This window comes from Streptomyces sp. NPDC058373 (genome assembly GCF_042723275.1).
Classification (GTDB): Bacteria; Actinomycetota; Actinomycetes; order Streptomycetales; family Streptomycetaceae; genus Streptomyces.
Map to the genome: position 1 here is coordinate 1 of NZ_JBHXJE010000058.1, position 17,180 is coordinate 17,180.

General features: G+C 70.8%; 14 protein-coding genes and 4 pseudogenes. 10 read left to right on the top strand and 8 right to left on the bottom strand.

Going from position 1 to position 17,180, the window contains the following annotated elements:
- Positions 1 to 357: 357 nt before the first annotated feature.
- The 5 genes and pseudogenes from ACFWMZ_RS25250 to ACFWMZ_RS25270 all read left to right on the top strand — a co-directional run.
- Positions 358 to 1,572, top strand: coding sequence for a cytochrome P450 (locus tag ACFWMZ_RS25250; protein ID WP_383204277.1), 1,215 nt, complete (start codon positions 358 to 360; stop codon positions 1,570 to 1,572).
- A gap of 84 nt (positions 1,573 to 1,656) precedes the next feature.
- Entirely contained in the window at positions 1,657 to 2,754 is a 1,098-nt protein-coding gene (locus ACFWMZ_RS25255; protein WP_383204279.1) for a type III polyketide synthase, read from the top strand.
- Between the two features lie 59 nt (positions 2,755 to 2,813).
- A pseudogene (locus tag ACFWMZ_RS25260) lies at positions 2,814 to 3,776 on the top strand (pirin family protein); the annotation flags it as partial.
- Positions 3,777 to 4,253: 477 nt separating this feature from the next.
- On the top strand, positions 4,254 to 4,874 hold the full coding sequence (locus tag ACFWMZ_RS25265) for a hypothetical protein (RefSeq protein WP_383204282.1): 621 nt from the start codon (positions 4,254 to 4,256) through the stop codon (positions 4,872 to 4,874).
- Positions 4,875 to 4,995: 121 nt separating this feature from the next.
- Positions 4,996 to 5,148, top strand: a pseudogene (locus ACFWMZ_RS25270) (IS1182 family transposase); the annotation flags it as partial.
- Positions 5,149 to 5,160: 12 nt separating this feature from the next.
- On the opposite strand, the gene ACFWMZ_RS25275 reads toward ACFWMZ_RS25270, so the two are convergent.
- Together ACFWMZ_RS25275 and ACFWMZ_RS25280 are read right to left on the bottom strand one after the other, a co-directional pair.
- Positions 5,161 to 5,934: an AMP-binding protein gene (locus ACFWMZ_RS25275; protein ID WP_383204285.1), complete on the bottom strand. Its 774-nt coding sequence runs from the start codon at positions 5,932 to 5,934 to the stop codon at positions 5,161 to 5,163.
- A gap of 169 nt (positions 5,935 to 6,103) precedes the next feature.
- Positions 6,104 to 6,304, bottom strand: a pseudogene (locus ACFWMZ_RS25280) (AMP-binding protein); the annotation flags it as partial.
- Positions 6,305 to 6,676: 372 nt separating this feature from the next.
- On the opposite strand from ACFWMZ_RS25280, the gene ACFWMZ_RS25285 reads away from it, so the two are divergent.
- Positions 6,677 to 6,868 (top strand): PLP-dependent transferase, encoded by a 192-nt coding sequence (locus tag ACFWMZ_RS25285; RefSeq protein WP_383204288.1) that lies wholly within the window; start codon positions 6,677 to 6,679, stop codon positions 6,866 to 6,868.
- A gap of 75 nt (positions 6,869 to 6,943) precedes the next feature.
- Here the strand turns inward: ACFWMZ_RS25285 and ACFWMZ_RS25290 are convergent.
- A pseudogene (locus ACFWMZ_RS25290) lies at positions 6,944 to 7,374 on the bottom strand (IS5 family transposase); the annotation flags it as partial.
- 138 nt (positions 7,375 to 7,512) lie between these two features.
- Positions 7,513 to 8,538 (bottom strand): Lrp/AsnC family transcriptional regulator, encoded by a 1,026-nt coding sequence (locus ACFWMZ_RS25295; protein WP_383204290.1) that lies wholly within the window; start codon positions 8,536 to 8,538, stop codon positions 7,513 to 7,515.
- A 156-nt stretch (positions 8,539 to 8,694) separates the two neighbouring features.
- Between ACFWMZ_RS25295 and ACFWMZ_RS25300 the strand changes: the two genes are divergently transcribed.
- Together ACFWMZ_RS25300 and ACFWMZ_RS25305 are read left to right on the top strand one after the other, a co-directional pair.
- Positions 8,695 to 10,242, top strand: coding sequence for an AbgT family transporter (locus ACFWMZ_RS25300; RefSeq protein ID WP_383204293.1), 1,548 nt, complete (start codon positions 8,695 to 8,697; stop codon positions 10,240 to 10,242).
- 38 nt (positions 10,243 to 10,280) lie between these two features.
- Entirely contained in the window at positions 10,281 to 11,504 is a 1,224-nt protein-coding gene (locus ACFWMZ_RS25305; protein ID WP_383204296.1) for an amidohydrolase family protein, read from the top strand.
- A gap of 77 nt (positions 11,505 to 11,581) precedes the next feature.
- Here the strand turns inward: ACFWMZ_RS25305 and ACFWMZ_RS25310 are convergent, their stop codons facing one another.
- From ACFWMZ_RS25310 to ACFWMZ_RS25320, 3 genes are read right to left on the bottom strand one after another with little or no spacing between them, the layout of a single operon-like run.
- Positions 11,582 to 11,803 carry a hypothetical protein gene (locus ACFWMZ_RS25310; protein ID WP_383204299.1) on the bottom strand — a complete coding sequence of 74 codons (222 nt, stop codon included), beginning with the start codon at positions 11,801 to 11,803 and terminating at the stop codon, positions 11,582 to 11,584.
- Entirely contained in the window at positions 11,800 to 12,618 is an 819-nt protein-coding gene (locus ACFWMZ_RS25315) for a Na+/H+ antiporter NhaA (RefSeq protein WP_383204302.1), read from the bottom strand. The genes ACFWMZ_RS25310 and ACFWMZ_RS25315 overlap by 4 nt, the downstream gene beginning before the upstream one ends.
- Before the next feature lie 14 nt (positions 12,619 to 12,632).
- Positions 12,633 to 13,616: a Na+/H+ antiporter NhaA gene (locus ACFWMZ_RS25320; protein ID WP_383204305.1), complete on the bottom strand. Its 984-nt coding sequence runs from the start codon at positions 13,614 to 13,616 to the stop codon at positions 12,633 to 12,635.
- A 498-nt stretch (positions 13,617 to 14,114) separates the two neighbouring features.
- Between ACFWMZ_RS25320 and ACFWMZ_RS25325 the strand changes: the two genes are divergently transcribed.
- Complete coding sequence (locus tag ACFWMZ_RS25325; RefSeq protein ID WP_383204346.1) at positions 14,115 to 15,092, top strand: TIGR03557 family F420-dependent LLM class oxidoreductase; 978 nt, start codon at positions 14,115 to 14,117, stop codon at positions 15,090 to 15,092.
- Between the two features lie 225 nt (positions 15,093 to 15,317).
- Complete coding sequence (locus ACFWMZ_RS25330) at positions 15,318 to 16,142, top strand: alpha/beta fold hydrolase (protein ID WP_383204308.1); 825 nt, start codon at positions 15,318 to 15,320, stop codon at positions 16,140 to 16,142.
- A gap of 20 nt (positions 16,143 to 16,162) precedes the next feature.
- On the opposite strand, the gene ACFWMZ_RS25335 is transcribed toward ACFWMZ_RS25330, so the two are convergent.
- Positions 16,163 to 17,179: an aromatic acid exporter family protein gene (locus tag ACFWMZ_RS25335; protein WP_383171516.1), complete on the bottom strand. Its 1,017-nt coding sequence runs from the start codon at positions 17,177 to 17,179 to the stop codon at positions 16,163 to 16,165.
- Position 17,180 lies beyond the last annotated feature (1 nt).

Sequence of the window (17,180 nt, forward strand, 5' to 3'; positions counted from 1 at the left end):
GGGCTGTTCCGTGCTGGGCTCCGGCTCCATGTGCCGGAGCCCAGCACCCAAACAGCCCGGCCGGCGTTTGAGGCCAACGGGGGTTCGGGCGGGGGCGCGTGGGTCGCGGCCGGGTGTGCCGGGGTGCGCTCCTCCGGGGGAGGGAGGAGCACCGGAACCGGGACGGCGCCCCGGTCTCCGGGCAGGACACGGGCACCCCCACTCCGCGCCCACCGACAGCCGTTCGGCTGTTGGTGGGACGGCAGGTATCGCCACCGGCGCGGCGTGGGATACCCCTCCCGTCCCCGGTGCGGCGTCGAGCAGGGCGCGCCTGATCCGCGTGAGCACATCCAGGACCGACAGAAGGGCCCCGCCGCCGTGAGCACTGAAGCCGTACCCGCCGCGCCGACCTGCCCGTTCGACTTCGCCGAGGCGCTCGACTTCGATCCGGCGCTGCACCGGATGCTGCAGAGCGACGAGCGGGTGGCGCGGATCCGGATGCCGTACGGCGAGGGCGACGCCTGGCTGGTGACGCGGTACGAGGACGTGCGTACCGTCACCACCGACCGCAGGTTCAGCCGCAACGCCGTCACCGGCAAGGACTTCCCCCGGATGACCCCGGAGCCGATCGTCCAGCCGGGTGCCATCAACCTGATGGACCCGCCGGACAGCAGCAGGCTGCGGCGGCTGGTGCGGCAGTCGTTCGCCCCGCGCCACCTGGAGCGGATGCGCGCGCGCACCCAGGCGGTCGTCGACGGGCTGCTGGACGACATGGCGGAGACCGGGTCGCCCACCGACCTCTTCGCCCACTTGGCGCTGCCGCTGCCGCTGGTGACGATCTGCGAGGTGCTCGACATCCCGGAGGCGGACCGGCACTGGCTGCGGGCCCACGCGATGACCATGATGAACATGGGTCCGGCCGGGAAGGACGCGGCGGTCCACGCCAAGGGCGAGCTGCGGGAGTACTTCGCGCGGCTCACCGCCGAGCGGCGCCGCTCCCCCGGCGCCGACATGATCAGCACCCTGGCCACCGCCCGCGAGGGCGGCGAGAGGCTGGGCGACGACGAGCTGACCGTGATGGCGATGGTGCTGCTCATCACCGGCCAGGACACCACCACCTACCAGCTCGGCAACATCTCCTACCTGCTGCTGACCCGCGACGACGTCCGCGAGCGGCTGCGGCGCGACCCCGGCTCCCTGCCGCGCACCCTCGACGAGCTGCTGCGGCACATCCCGTTCCGCAAGGGCGTGGGCATCCCCCGGATCGCCACCGAGGACGTGGAGCTGGGCGGCGCCCTGATCCGCGCCGGCGACACCGTGCACGTCTCGTACCTGACCGCCAACCGCGACGGTGAGAAGTTCGAGAGGCCCGACGAGATCGACCTCGACCGGCCCGCCGTCCCGCACATGACCTTCGGCTGGGGCTCGCACCACTGCCTCGGCTCGCCGCTGGCGGTGATGGAGCTGGAGATCGCCCTCTCCACGCTGCTGCGCCGCTTCCCCGACCTGGCGCTCGCCGTGCCCCCCGGCGAGGTCGAGTGGAACGCCACCACGATCTGGCGCTACCCGCTCGCCCTGCCCGTCACCTGGTGACGCCCCCCCTCGCGCTCGCGCGGCCCCGCGCCTTCGCGCCCCCCAAGACGCGTTCGCGCGCCCTGAAGAGATGACGAGAATCCCATGGCCGTTCTCTGCCGTCCCGCCGTCGCCGTCCCGCCGCACGTCATCACCATGGAGGAGACCCTCGACCTGGCCCGGAGCACCCACGCCGGCCACGACCAGCTCGACCTGGTGCTGCGGCTGATCCGGAACACCGGCGTCGCCACCCGGCACCTGGTGCAGCCCATCGGCGAGACCCTCGCCCACCCCGGTTTCGAGGCCCGCAACAAGGTCTACGAGCGCGAGGCCAAGGCCCGTGTCCCTCAGGTCGTCCACCAGGCGCTCGCCGAGGCCGACCTGACCGCGCAGGACATCGACCTGATCGTCTACGTCTCGTGCACCGGCTTCATGATGCCGTCCATGACCGCCTGGATGATCAACTCGCTGGGCTTCCGCTCCGACACCCGCCAGCTCCCCATCGCCCAGCTGGGCTGTGCTGCGGGCGGCGCCGCCGTCAACCGGGCACACGACTTCACCGCGGCCTACCCCGGCAGCAACGTCCTCATCGTGGCCTGCGAGTTCTGCTCCCTGCTGTACCAGCCGACCGACCTGGACGTCGGCTCGCTGCTCTCCAACGGCCTGTTCGGCGACGCGGTGGCCGCCGCCGTGGTCCGCGGCGAGGGCGGCACCGGGCTGAGCCTGGAGCGCAACGGCTCCCACCTGGTGCCCGACACCGAGGCGTGGATCTCGTACGCGGTCAAGGAGACGGGTTTCCACTTCCAGCTCGACAAGCGGGTGCCCGGCACCATGTCGATGCTGGCCCCCGCCCTCACGGCGCTCTGCGCGCAGCACTCGTGGGACGTCGGGGAGCTGGACTTCTACATCATCCACGCGGGCGGCCCGCGCATCCTCGACGACCTCTGCACCCATCTGGAGCTGCCGCCTCAGATGTTCGCGCAGAGCCGCGCGACCCTCACCGAGCGCGGCAACATCGCCAGTTGCGTCGTCCTGGACGCGCTGGACCGGTACTTCGCCACGGGCAAGGCGACCGAGGGGGCCCGGGGCATGCTCGCCGGGTTCGGGCCGGGCATCACCGCCGAGATCTCGCTGGGCACCTGGGCCGCCGACCCGTCCCTCCCGGCCGCCCTCACCGGCGCAACGGCCCACCGCCCGGCCTGAGCACCGGGGCGGGGCGTCCACCCTCGCGACGGGTACGGCCCCCCGTTAGGTTGTCGACCATATGCAACCTGGAACGTGAGGCCGTGCCCACCCTCTGCGGCGGCCGGGAGGACGTCCGCGGCGAGCCCGTGCGCGAACTGCTCCCGCCGCGCCGGGTCAGGCTCGGTGAGTCGACCGAGGTCCGGCGGCTGCTGCCGAGCCTCGGCCGCCGCATGATCGGCGCCTGGGCCTTCGTCGACCACTACGGCCCCGACGACATCGCCGACGAGCCCGGCATGCAGGTGCCGCCGCACCCGCACATCGGCCTGCAGACCGTCAGCTGGCTCCACCAGGGCGAGGTGCTCCACCGGGACTCGACCGGCAGCCTCCAGACGATCCGCCCGCGCGAACTGGGCCTCATGACCTCCGGCCGGGCCATCTCGCACTCCGAGGAGAGCCCGCGCCCGCACGCCCGCTTCCTGCACGGCGCCCAGCTCCGGATCGCCCTGCCGGACGCCCACCGCCACGTGGATCCGCACTTCGAGCACCACGGTGACCTGCCCGTCGTCACCGCCCCCGGCCTGACCGGCACCGTGGTCCTCGGCGAGGTCGACGGCGTCCTCTCCCCGGTACGACGTACTCCCCGCTGGTCGGCCTCGACGTCTCCCTCGCCGAGGGCGCGGAGACCCGCCTGCCCCTGGAACCCGACTTCGAGTACGGCGTCCTCACCATGTCCGGCGAACTCCACGCCGACGGCGTCGCCCTGCTCCCCGGCTCCCTGCTCCACCTGGGCTGCGGCCGCCGCGAACTGCCCCTGCGCGCCACCGCCGACGCCACCTTCATGCTGCTGGGCGGCGAGCCGTTCGAGGAGCGCCTGATCATGTGGGGGGAACTTCGTGGGGCGCACCCGGGAGGATATCAACCAGGCTCGCGAGGACTGGATGAACGGGTCAAGATTTGGTGAAGTGAACGGGTACGACGGCGATCCACTACCGGCCCCCCAACTGCCGCCCGTTCCGCTCAGTACTCGATCGCCCTTGGGGCGATCCGGGATGACCTGGCGGACCGCGACCGCCGGGCCGTCCCCACCGACAAAGCCCAGGCACAGGCCAACCTGACCGCCCCCTCGCCCGCCGCCTCACCGCGCGTCGCTGCTGCCCTCGCCTCTTCCCCGTCGGCCGGACAGCGCACGGCCCAGGCCGGTCCGCCACCCGCGTCACCCGCTCACTCCGCGCCGCCGACCACACGCCCCTCAGCAGCCCCCGGGCCGCTGAACTCACACCGCCCTGGAGTCCTTCATGCACCTCCCCGGCAGAAACGGTCCGTCCCACACGTAGACCTGCGACCGAACCCACCGAGGATGGACCCTTTCCATGCCCGCGCACGACGATGTATCACCCGATCTCACCTTCGGCCGCCCCCCGTCTACGGCATCGTCGCCGCTGACCCGAAACTCGCCGCCAGCAACTGGGTACTCAGGGAGTTCGACTTCCACCCCGTTCCGGGTCAGCCGACGCTGTATGCGCTGGACCATCAGGAGCACGAGAGCGCGTCGTACGACCCGAGCAGTCGAGCTGCTTCGCAAGTCCGGCTATCAGGTCGACGTGGACCCCGCCCTCGCCCCTTCGCCGACCGTCGAGACAGGGCCCACCCCCGAACGGGTTCCCTTCGGTGCACCCGATGTCGCCTTCGCCGAACACCCTCAGTTCGGCGTCATCGCGGCCGTGGACGACCGGGCCTTCGGCCGCACCGTACTCGCCCTGGTGGAGAACGGCTGGGACCTGCACCCGAGCCTGGACATCTACATGCTGCCCGCCGCCACCGACCGTGAAGAAGCCCTGGGGAGGGTCGCCAACGCCACGGTGGCTCTCCAAGGGTCCGGCATCGAGGTTGCGGTGCACCCCCGGCTCGCTCAGGACATAGCAGCGCGTCATCGCCCTGCTCCCCTGCAGGCCGAGCCCCGTGAACGCAGCCAGGGCGCGCCCCGTGCGTCTTCGGTCAGCGCAGTCGCGCTGGCCGCGAGTCCTACCCGTGCCCGCCGACCGGGCAAGACCCCTGTTCCCGACCCCGTCGCCCCCGCAGTAGCGGTCCGGCCGGTCGTGTCCGGTGCGGTCCAGAGCTGCGCACCCATGTACGGCTGAGCAGCAGGATGAGAACCCGTCTTCACCGTGCCGGCCGGAGCTTGTGAAGCTCTACATTGCGTTATCCAGGGGCAATTCACGACCTGGAGGGGCGAGCCCAATCCTCAGAGTCTGCGGCTCAAGCCGCCGCAAGGCCATGGTCGAACCCGTCTTCGGCCAGATCATGACCTGCCACCATGGCCGAAGCGAGTGGCGCCTGCCGGCCGCCTGCCACAACTCCCGCAAGATCTTCCGGCACGCCGGATCGACTGGTCCCACCGCGGCGATCGCCTGACCGACCCGGCCGTCAGCCCTCGCCCGGTCGATTCCCGAACCGGGGAGACAGGGCCAGATCGCCGGCCGCGTCCCCGCGGGCCAGGTCACCGGTGGCGTACATTCGCTCCCCCCGCGCACCGAACGGGTCGGGCGGGAACCGCTCCTGGGTCAGTACCTCGTTGCCCTCGTAGCCGGCCGCGACGTGCGCGCCGGCCACGTACAGCTGCCCGGTCTCTCCGTCCGCCACCGGCCGCAGTTCCGCGTCAAGGAGGTACACGCGCGTGTGGTCCATGGGGCGGCCGATGGGTATGTCCCCGTCGACCGGCGGCCCGGGGTGGATGCGGTGGCGCGTGGCGAAAGTGGTCGTCTCCGTCGGGCCGTAGCCGTTGTAAACGGTGATCCCAGGGCACGCCTCGACGACACGGCGCACCGCGTGCGCCGGGACTACGTCACCACCCGCCCACACCTCACGGGCTCCTTCCAGACACCCCGGGTCGCCTGTGGCCAGGGCCCCGAACAGGCCCGCGGTGAGCCATAGCGCCGTGACGCGGCCACCGCCCACCAGACGCCGCAGCAGCGGGGCGTTGATCTCCTCGGGGGCCACCACGACGCGACCGCCGGACAACAGCGGCACCCAGATCTCGTAGGTGGAGGCATCGAAAGCATGGGGCGAGTGGAACAGCACCCGCTCGTGGGCACCACCGCGCCACACACGGTCGAGCGCGAGGGCGAGCACGTTGCGGTGCGTGACCCGCACGCCCTTGGGGACACCGGTGGACCCGGAAGTGTGCATGACGTACAGCACGTCGTCGGCCCCGGGCGCCTCGGTCCCTGGCTCGTCGTACGTTCACCGCGCCGGACAGGCCGTCGGGCACACCGTCCTCGCCCACCGGCACGGTGCGCCGTCCCGCCGCCGCGGGGTGCTGCGCGCTACGCGCGTCCACAACCAGCAGCGCACAGTCGACGCTCTCAAGGATCTCCCCCAGCCGTGCTTCGGGAGAACGCACATCGAGCGGCACGTAGGCGGCGCCCGTCTTCGCCACGGCGAGCAGGGTGACCACCACGGCGGCGGACCGCTCGACCAGCACGCCGACCCGGCCACCTCGACGGGCGCCCCCGCCGACGAGACGCCGGGCGAGACGCTCGGCGGAGTCGACATCGCAGTCGTGTGTCATGTCGGAGAAAGGCCGGGTCAAGGCACGGTCAGCCGCCCGTGAGCCTCATGCGCGGACATCTTCGTCCCGCACGGACCGGCGGACATGCCGCTGTCTCTCCCCATGTGCTCGCCCCCCAGAGCATTCAAGATCGTGAAGAGATTTCCAATCTATGAACCGGCGCTCGCAGAAACAAGGAGGACCGAGGCTTCTGGCTGGAAGATTCAGCGCGCCTGATGTGTGATGGGTGCTTCGCCTGCCCTGACACCCCTCTGTGACAGCTCCTGCGAGTCCTGTCTGTGGCCAATTCGCATCCCTCGGACTCCCGGGGACCGCGGCTCGGCGGGGGATTCTGCCGGCGCGGCACCGTCGGTTCACACAGCGAACGATCCAGTGCTAACGAAAGCCGACCGGCTGTCGGAGGTACTCACCGGCCGCGCGCGGATCGTGTTCTTCGAGACCCCGGCCAACCCCACCCTGGCCGTCTTCGACATCGCCGTCCTCTCCGCCCGGGCCCGCGCGGCCGACGGCGCCCTCGCCCTCGTCGTCCTGCCCGCCGCCGCTGCCACCGCCTACCGCCGATGAACGCCACGAACCCCGACGTCACCGTCGCAGGAGGGCCATGGGGCGGCAGCCGCCTTCGCCAGCGAGGTGGACCTAGCAGGTCAGGCCGCCCCGGGACCGTCCGAGTCCCTCGTCGGGGCGGTGGTGCCGGGGCGTCGTCCTTATTTCGGGGTCCGCGGACGGGCTTTGCCGGCGCCGGCCGCCTGCTGATGGGCCCCGCAGGACGTCGAGTCGACGCCGACCATCGACCAGTCGATCCGCCCTGCCAGGTCGGCGTCGACCTGGACCGCTAGCAGGATCCGGTCCCAGATCCCGTCCGCCGACCAGCGGCGATGCCGTTCATAGACGGTCTTCCACGAGCCATACCGTTCCGGCGGGTCACGCCACGGGGCGCCGGTCCGGACCCGGAACAGGGTCCCGTTCACCATGATGCGGTGGTCGTTCCACCGGCCACCCCGGCCACCCAGAGGTGGCAGATGCGGCTCCAGTAACGACCACTCGCGGTTCGTCAGATCCTCCCGACCCATGCCCGAACCAACGAGCGACCGGTCAGACGGTCACATGATCCGCCGGACACTGCCTAGGCCGCCGGCACCCTGCGGCCCACGCACGCGGCACCAGTCGCACCTCTTCGCCCCGGCGGACGGGTCGCCGCCCGGGGCCCCTCACTGAAGCAGTTCAGCCTGCCGGGCGGCAGTCACAGCGGCTTGACGTAGGTACGGGGCGCGGCGCGGCAGCCAGTAGCGGGTCAGCACGTCCAAGGCAAGGCAGATGTCGATGCCTCTGACGCCGTCCAGGCGGGCTAGGTCCTGCGTGATGAAGGTGGACAGTGCGGCTTCATCCTCGAAGGCACCGTGAAAGATCAGGGAAGACACTCCGGCGACAGTGGAGACGTAGCGCGCTGCGCGGTGCCGGCCGAGCGCGGTGGCGGTGGGGACGATGGCGGAGAGGTCCGTGGTGAGGGCGATCACCGGTTCCACGGGGTAGCCGACCAGCGCGGGTTCGATCTCGACCCGCGGCAGGACCAGTCCGCGATCCAGTACGGAGTGCAGCAGGCGGTAGGCCGTGGACTGGCTGAGCCCCAACGTCCTGGAGATGTCGCCGGCGTTGGTACGGCCGTCGTCGTGCAGCAGCTCGACGACGGCACGTTCGTCCTCTGTGATCGTCACCCCCTCCGTCGGCGGCGAAGAAGGAAGGGAGTCCTCGCACAGGCGGTCGCGCTGAGGCTGTGTCAGGCGCGGCAATCGCCAGTTGGCCGCTGTCGCGTAGGAGCCCAGGACCGTTTCCGTACGGGAAGCGACGACTCCGGGAATGCCGCCGATCCGCTGGGCCAGAAGATCGGCGCTGTCCGCGCGCCTGGGCGCCTGGACGATGGCGTAGACGTCGCTGCTGCCGGACACGAGCGCGGCGAACTGGGTCTCAGGGAGCCGGGCAACCGCCTCGGCCGCTTCGCGAGTGCGGCCGGGGGCGGTCTTGAGCCACACGTGGTCAGGCGTGACGTCCGCGACCAGGGCCGAGTTGACCTGGCCGATCACGCGCGCGGTCCCGGCCTCCCGCAACCGGCCCAGACGCCGGCTGACGGTACTGGGCGATGTCTGCAGAACCTCGGCGAGCTGGCGGACGCCGGCACGGGGCGCGTGTTGCAGGGCGGCCACGAGGTCCAGGTCCGCCCCAGCGAGAGTCACGGTCATGACTCCCGATGATAGGCCCCGCCGCGCCGTCCGGCCGCCGGCGCCAGTGATTGATCGTGCCGTTTGACAACAACTCATTGACTGATTGAGCCCAGCGTGCGACCTTTTCCGAATGATGCACCCGACCGTAGTGTGGGCAGCCCGTTGGAGGACGTCGTGAACACCCGGACAGTTACCGAGCCTCGCGCCGCGCGGCTCCTCACCAGGGTGCTGAACAGAATCGAGTGGGCAGGCAATAAGCTGCCCCACCCTTTCTGGCTCTTCGTGGGGCTCAGCGCCCTCCTCGCCGTCGCCAGCGCGCTCCTGGACGCGCTCGACGTGAGCGCCGCAGCGCCTGGCGGGGACGGGACGATCGAAGCGCGCAGCCTGCTGAGCGTCGAGGGAATTCGCGGCGTGGTGGAGAACGCGGCGGCCAACTTCACCTCGTTCCCGCCTCTGGCGACGGCTCTCCTGATCATGATCGGTGTCTCTGTCGCCGACAAGACGGGCCTGCTGAGCACCGCGCTGCGGGCCGCGGTCATCCGCGTGCCGCCGAAGTGGGTCACGTTCACGCTGTCGTTCACCGCGATGGTGTCGCACGTCGCGTCCGACGCCGCTTACATCGTGCTCATCCCGCTCGGCGCCATCGTCTTTCGCAGCGTGGGACGCAGCCCGGTGCTGGGCATCGTGGTCGCGCTCGTCGCGATCTCGGCGGGGACCGACGCGAGCCCTCTGATCACGCCGACCGATGTCATCCTGTCGGGCCTGTCCACGGCAGCGGCCCAGACCCTCGATCCCGCTCTCGTGGTCAGCCCGGTCGCCAACTACTACTTCTCGCTGGCCTCGTCGATCGTGCTGTCCGTCGTGATCACCGTCGTGGTCGAGAAGTTCCTCGCCCGCCGGATCGAACAGGGCGAGACCGACGAAGGCGACCTGCCCGCCGCCGAGCACGAGCAGGCACTGCACCTGACGCCGCAGGAACGGCGCGGCCTGCAGCAGGCGGGCTGGACCGCAGGTGTCTTCATCCTGCTGATCACGGTGGCGGCGCTGCCGCCCGGCTCCCCCCTCCGCGGCAAGAACGGCGCGGTCGTCGAATCACCGCTGATCTCGGGCATCGCCTTCCTGTTCATGCTGCTGTTCCTGCTCGCCGGAGCGGCGTACGGCCGAGCGGTGGGGGCGGTGCGCACCAGCCGGGACATCCCGGACCACATCGCGGCAGGGCTGAAGGACCTCGCCCCCATTCTCGTCATGTTCTTCGCCGTCTCCCAGTTCCTGGCCTACTTCAAGTGGACCCACCTCGGGGAGATCATCGCGGTCAAGGGCTCGGACCTGTTGCGTTCGGCCGACACCCACACCCTGCTGATCTTCGCCGGGCTGCTCGTCATGGTCAGCCTGATCAACCTGGTGGTGACGAGCGGGTCCGCGCAGTGGTCACTCGTCGCGCCGATCTTCGTACCGATGCTGATGCTGCTGGACATCCCGCCGCAGACCACCCAGGCCCTCTACCGCATCGCTGACTCGTGCACGAACGTCGTCACCCCAGTCAGTGTCTACTTCGTCATGGCCCTCGGCTTCATCCAACGGCATCGCCGCTCAGCTGGGATCGGCACCCTCGCCTCCATGACGATCCCTCTGGCCGCGTGCATGTTCGTCGTCTGGACCGCCCTGTTCCTGCTCTGGTGGGCCCTCGGCATCCCCCTGGGACCGGGCTCCCCCGTCCGCTGAGCCCTGCTCCATCCCCCTGGTTCGAAAGGTCTTCCCCTGTGCCCCACCCCCTGCTACTCAAGAACGCCCATGTCCTCGACCCGGAATCGGGCTCCTACCGCGAGGCCGACGTCCTGTGCGCCGACGGAGTCATCCAGCAGTCCGAGGGACGGGCGAAAGCCCCGAGGGACGCCAACGTCATGGATGTGGCCGGCGCCTTCGTGATACCGGGGCTGATCGACGCCCACGTGCACGTCGCCGGCATCAACGCCGACACGACCGCCCTGCGCGCGATGGCCCCCAGCTACATCGCGATCAAGGCCGCCCGGCGCATGGAGGCCATGCTGCGGCGTGGCTTCACCACCGTCCGCGACGTCGGCGGCGCCGACTTCGGCATGGCACAAGCCCAGCAGGACGGCCTCGTGCAAGGGCCGCGCCTCGTTTTCGGCGGAAAAGCCCTGTCGCAGACCGGTGGGCACGGCGACAAGCGCAGCCCGGGGGTGCAGGCCCAGGACGACCACCCGTTCTGCGGCGGCTCCTGCCGCGTCGTCGACGGCGTCGAAGGTGTCCGGCTGGCCACCCGGGAGGAGTTGCGGCGCGGCGCCCACCACATCAAGGTCATGGCGTCCGGCGGCGTGGCGTCGCCCACCGACCACATCGATGCCGTCCAGTACTCGGTGGCGGAACTGACCGCCATCGTCGACGAGGCCCACGCCGCCGGCACCTACGTCACCGTCCACGCCTACACCGCCGCGGCCGTCAACCGGGCGTTGCGCGTCGGCGTGCGCTGCGTCGAGCACGGCAATCTGCTCGACGACACGAGCGTGGAACTGCTCCTCTCCCATGAGGCGTTTCTCGTCCCGACCCTGGTCACCTACTGGGCCCTGCGCCGTGAAGGCAGGGACCATGGCCTGTCCGACTACAGCTGGGCCAAGGCGGGAGAAGTGCTGGAAGGCAGCTTCTCCGCCTTGGAGCGCGTGGACCGGGCCGGTGTGCAGATCGTCTTCGGCTCGGACCTGCTCGACGACATGGAACGGCACCAGAGCCACGAGTTCCGGCTGCGTGCCCAGGTGCAGAAGCCGGCCGACATCGTGCGCGCGGCAACCTCCACGGCCGCCCGGCTCCTGCGCCAGGAAGGGCGTCTGGGCACCACGGCGCAGGGCGCCCACGCGGACCTGCTGGTCCTCGACGCCGACCCCCTGGCCGACATCGGTGTGCTGGCCGAACCCGAGAAGCACCTGCGTCAGATCGTCCAGACCGGGCGCGTACTCGCCCGCCCCTGACCGGGCCGTACGCAGGTCTTCTCCCCCGCGACCGCTTTGACCGGCTGCGGTGTCGGCCGGTCAGGGCTGGTCGCCCATCAGTTCCGACTGGTTCCAGGCGTGTTCCACCAGCCGATCGCCCGCGGCCGGTCCGCGGAGGCGCCCAGTTCCGCCACGATCGCCTGGACCGCCGAGACCATGGCCGCCAGCGACGGGGTGGGGTGCAGGCCCTCGATCGGGGTCACGGCCAGGTGATCGGCGTCTTCCGTGAGGGGAGAGGAGCGCGGGTCGTCGGGGCAGAAGGCGGTGTGCCACCTCACCGGACGGCCTCCTTCAGGATTTCGGAGAGGTGCCACGCGCTGGGCGGGGATTTGACGCGTGAGCCTTGGGCGTACAGGACGGGCGTCGTCGGCAGGTCGGCGGTGTCCGCGTCGAGGTTGTGGTCCTCGACCCTTGCGCTGTCCTGGGTACGGCGGACCCGCTCGGCGAGCGCGTCGGCGTCCAGTCCCGCTTGCCGGGCGATCCCGACGACGCTGTCCTGGTCGATGTCCTGCGCCGATCGCACAAGGGCGTCGTGCAGCTCCCAGAACTCGCCCTGGGCGGCGGCGGCCTCCAGGGCGAGCGCGGCGGTCATCGCCTCGTCGGTCCGCGCGTGGTGGCGGAAGACGATCCTGACGTCGTCGCCCATGCGGTGCGCGACCCCTTTCAGCGCGTCGGCGGTGTGCCTGCGGTAGGCGTCGTCCATCGCCGCGTAGACGACGAGCGTCGCCGGCGCGTCGGCTGGGCCGCGTACATGATCGCGAGTGGGGTCGACGGTTCGTTGGAGCGCTTCGCCGGCTGGGGCCGGAAGCGGGGCGAGCCGGTCACCGACGCGGAAGACGGCCCACGCGACCAGCAGGGCGCACAGCGAAGCGGTGAGCACGACGATGCGCGCCTGGTCCTGCGCGGCCGGATCGTCGATGGCCATGCCCAGGACGAGCAAGGAGATGGTGAAGCCCATCCCGGAGAGGGCTGCGGCTCCGGCGATGCGCGGCAGGTCGAGCCCGGGAAACCGCGAGGACGGGACGAGGCGGACGACGAGCGCGGAGGCCAGTGTGATGCCGATCAGCTTGCCGGCGACCAGACCGGCGATCACCCCCAGGCCAGACGTCAGTTGAAGACCGCCGTCAGCGCGTCACCCGAGAGGGCGACTCTGGCGTTGGCCAGCGCGAACAGGGGCACCACGACGTAGTTGACGTACGGGGGAAGGACGGCGGACAGACGCTGGTTCAGGGGCACCGCGTGGGCGAGGGATCCGCGCACGGTGCGTGCGGTGTGCGGCGTCGGCGCCTGCTGGAAGAGACGGAAGAACACCGACGCGTGCGCGATGTCCCGGCCACGGGGCGGATAGACAGGCATGAGCAGGGCGATGAGGACGCCGGCGAGCGTGGCGTGTACGCCGGACTGGTAGAGCGCGAACCAGGTGAAGACGCCGAGGACCGCGTACGGCGCCACCCGCCACACCCCGGCCCGCTGCACCAGCCAGATCCCCACCAGCCCCAGTGCGGCGAGGCCGAGCGCCACGGGGCTGAGACGGTCGGTGCAGAAGAGGGCGATCACGCTCAGGGCGCCGACGTCGTCGACCACCGCGAGCGTCAGCAGGAACACTCTGAGCCGGGGCGCGTTGCGCGGGCCGACCAGCGCCAGCATGCCGAGGGCGAACGCGGTGTCCGTCGAGATGACCGCACCCCACGCCGACGCGTACCCGTGCCCGTGCGTGAGGAGGAGAAAGACCGCGGCCGGAGTGACCAGTCCGCCGACGGCCGCCACGACGGGCAGCACCGCGCGGCTGAGGTGCTGCAGCTCGCCGAGGGTCACCTCGCGGCGCACATCGAGCCCCACCGAGAAGAAGAAGAGGGACATGAGTCCTTCGTCGACCCAGTCGGACAACGGCAGCCCGAAGGCGATGTCGCCCAGGCTGAAGCCCGCGACCGTCGACCACAGCGCGGCGTAGCTGTCACCGACGTTCGCCCACACCAGCGCCGCGACCGTCGCCGCGGCGAGGGCCAGGGCCGCGTACGTCTCGATGTTCGCGCGCCGGACGAACGAGGTGCGCTGACGCATGACCTCGTCGACGGTCGGGGGGTCCGGCATCCGGACGTCATCCTTCCCCTACACCTTTGCGCTTTTCGGCCCTCGGCTGCCGGAGGACGTACGACGAGGCGCCCATGTCGGGAACGAGTCTGTGCCTGCCTCCGGCCCCAGCCATCGCGACGCGCCGGAGGCGACGACCGTGCAGGGACGCCGAGGTAGGCGAGGGGTGAGTTCGCCGACGGCCCGGTGGTGGAAGCGTTCGGCGCCGTCGCCGTCGCCGTGGTGACGGGCGTGGCGGGCGCGCCGATGTCGGAGCGACCGTGGTTTCGCGTCCCGGCCGACGATGGCCGTTCAGCGCACGAGGGCGTTGCCGGCGAGGTCCGTCCGGTGACGTCATGGCCTTTGTCGGCGTGGCAGTGCGGCGTCCCGCAGCTCGCCTGTCAGTGTCTGCGTGACCTTCTCCGATCGACTGATCGCCGGGCGCCGCTCAGGGCTGCAGCTCCACGGGGCGGACATCGATCGGCGCAGGCCGACAGCTGCGGCGGGAATGAGGAAATGGTGCAGATCGGTTACAAGCTGGCTTCGGAGGCGTTCGGGCCTGACGAGTTGGTCCGCCAGGCCGTGCTCGCCGAAGAGGCCGGCTTCGATTTCGTGGAGATGAGCGACCACTATCACCCCTGGCTCGATGTCCAGGGGCATTCACCGTTCACCTGGACGGTGTTCGGGGTGATTGCCGCGAAGACCGAGCGTATCGGGCTGGCCACCGGCGTGACGTGTCCGACGGTGCGCTACCACCCGGCGATCATCGCTCAGGCGGCCGCGACGCTGGCTCTGGTCTCGGGTGGCCGGTTCACTCTCGGTGTGGGGGCCGGTGAGCGGCTCAACGAGCATGTCGTCGGCCAGGGGTTCCCGAACTCGGTGCCGGAGCGTCACGCCCGGCTGCGGGAAGCACTGGAGATCATCCGGCTGCTCTGGAGTGGCGGCTACCGGTCGTACCACGGCCAGTACCTGCAGCTGGACGATGCCCGGGTCTTCGACCTTCCGGAGGAGCTGCCGGTCATCGCGGTGGCCTCCAGCGGTCCGCTCTCCGCCCGTATCGCCGCGGAGCTGGGTGACGGGCTCTTCGCGACCGAGCCCAAGGCGGACGTCGTAGGCGCTTACCGCGCGGCCGGGGGCGACGGACCGCGCTACGCCGAAGTGCCCATGGCCTGGGCCTCTGACGAGGAGACGGCCGCTCAGGCGGCGCTGAAGACGTCTCGGTGGGCGGTCGGGGGATGGAAGGTGATGAGCGAGCTGCCCAACCCGGCCAACTTCGAGGCAGCCACGACCACCGTCGATCAGCAGGACATCCTGGCCCAGTTCGCGTGCGGCCCCGACCCGGCACGCTATGTCGAGGTCGCGCAGCCCTTCGTCGACGCCGGCTTCGACCGGCTGGTGATGCAGAACACCGGGCCCGACCCGGACGGGTTCATCGACTTCTACCAGCGAGAACTGAACGACCGCCTGCGCTCCCTCACCCCCTCCCCCAGGCAGTAACGGGAAGGCTGGTGCGGTCGGGGCCGGGGGCGTGGAGGCTGTGCGGCCTCTGGTCACCTGCCGAAGGGCAACTGTCACGGTCCGGCCCGCGGCGGGCCGAGACGGTAGCCGCCTCTTCGGCCATCTTCCACGCCCCCGACCGCGACGTCCCCGCGCCCCACTGCCCGCCGCAGGCCCCCTGAGACGAGCCGGCCACGCGGGTGGCCGCGCCAGGAGATGAGTTCCATGGGTTATGTCACGGCGAACGACGGGACCCGGCTGCACTACAGGGAGCAAGGGTCGGGCAAGCCCCTGGTCCTCCTCCACGGCTGGACGTTCAGCGGCCGCTTCTTCCATCGCAACATCCCCGCTCTCGCAGAACACGCCCGGGTCATCACCCTGGACCTACGGGGCCACGGTGACTCCGACAAGCCCGACCGGGGCTACCGGGTCGCCCGCCTGGCCGCAGACCTGCGCGACCTGCTGGAGGCTCTCGATCTGCGGAAGGCCACGGTCCTGGGGTGGTCGCTGGGCTGCCCGGTGATCTGGAGCTACTTGGAACTGTTCGGCTCCGAACGGGTGGCGGCCGCGGTGTTCGTGGAACAGACCCCGCGCCAGTACTACGCCGTGGACTGGAAGTACGCCCATGCGAGCTGCTTCGACGACGCCGCCCTGGCCGCCTTGCAGGCCCAGGCGAGCGCCGACCGCGCCGGCCAGGACCGCCTCCAGCTGAAGACGATCATGGCGACTTCTCCGGACGAGGACGAGCGGGAGATGTTCCTCGCGGAGATGGCCAAGTGCCCGCCCTCCGTGCGCAATTCCCTCATGGCGGACCACACACGGGCCGACTGGCGCTCCTGGCTGACCACCCTCGACCTTCCCACGCTCGTGCTGGTCGCCCGACAGGACAAGGTGTTCGACTGGCGCGGCCCCGCGTGGGTCGGCGAGCACGTCACGGGGGCCCGGACGGTGTTCTTCGAGCACAGCAGCCATGCGCTGTTCCTGGACGAGCCGGAGAAGTTCGACCAGGCCGTCACCGCATTCCACGCCCAGGACAGAAGCAGGGCGTGAAGTCGATGGCCTCCGAGGGGTCACGGGGCATGGGCTCCGGGTGGGTCCGGCTCTGCCGCGGCGAAGGCCACCACGTCTCGGACAGCCAGCCGCACGTTCTGCCAGACGGCGGTGGCCTGCGGCGTTGCCGTGTCCGGGGGGTTTTGGAGGATGTGGAGTGCCGCGTCGGCCGCGCGCTGGCGGACGTCGTCGTCACGGGGTTCGTCGGCGAGAAGCCTGACGACCTGTGCCAGTGCTCCCACGGCGGGGGCGAAGGCGGACCGGCGGCCCTCGTCGAGGGTCATGGCACTGCGGATGAGGCTGAGGCAGCTGTTGCCCAGCAGGTTCAGGTGCCGGGCGGACGCGATCTCTCGTTGGACGGCCTCGGTGTTCCTGCGGCGGTGCCGGGTGAGCGTGGCGACGGCCGACGTGTTCTCCCGGGTTCCGGCGAGGTTGTCGAGGAGTGTGTAGAGGGGGCGCATGTCGTCCCAGACGCGGTCGATGCGCTCGTTCTCCGCTCTCAGCGTGCGCGCCGTCAGCTCCAGGGCTTCGCCCAGTGCTTGGAGCGTCCTGGTCTGCGCCCGGGCGAGCAGCGAGACGGGGTGGGCGGGGAACAGGATCTGGCTGAAGGCGAGCGCCACGCCCGCGCCGAGCAGCGCGTCCTCGACGCGCACGATCCCCGCCTGCTGTCCGGCGGCGACCGAGATGACCGCGCCCACCGCGGCCTGGGCCATGGTGATGCGCTCGCCGCCCAGGAGCAGGGCGGCGAGCAGCGCGGCCAGGACCGCCGTGCCGATGGCGGAGGCTCCGTGCCCGAGGAATTGGTAGGCGACGTGGCCCACGATGACCCCGACGATGACGCCGGACACCACGCGGACGGCGTTGGTGCCGCGTCCCCCCACCGGGGTGTTGAGGGCGACGAGGGTGGCGATGGGGGCGAAGATCGGGAGGTGGTGGTCGAAGACCAGACCCGCGATCCACCAGGAGAGTGCGGCGGCCATGGCCTGCTGGAGTACGGGCCACCAGTTGTCCGCGACACGCCGCCAGGCTCTGCCCACC

What these genes read in the sequence shown, in the direction of transcription:
- ACFWMZ_RS25265 (WP_383204282.1), top strand. Translation starts at nt 4,254, where the DNA reads ATGCGCTGGACCATCAGGAGCACGAGAGCGCGTCGTACGACCCGAGCA.
- ACFWMZ_RS25295 (WP_383204290.1), bottom strand. Translation starts at nt 8,538, where the DNA reads ATGACCGTGACTCTCGCTGGGGCGGACCTGGACCTCGTGGCCGCCCTG.
- ACFWMZ_RS25330 (WP_383204308.1), top strand. Translation starts at nt 15,318, where the DNA reads ATGGGTTATGTCACGGCGAACGACGGGACCCGGCTGCACTACAGGGAG.
- ACFWMZ_RS25320 (WP_383204305.1), bottom strand. Translation starts at nt 13,616, where the DNA reads ATGCCGGACCCCCCGACCGTCGACGAGGTCATGCGTCAGCGCACCTCG.
- ACFWMZ_RS25255 (WP_383204279.1), top strand. Translation starts at nt 1,657, where the DNA reads ATGGCCGTTCTCTGCCGTCCCGCCGTCGCCGTCCCGCCGCACGTCATC.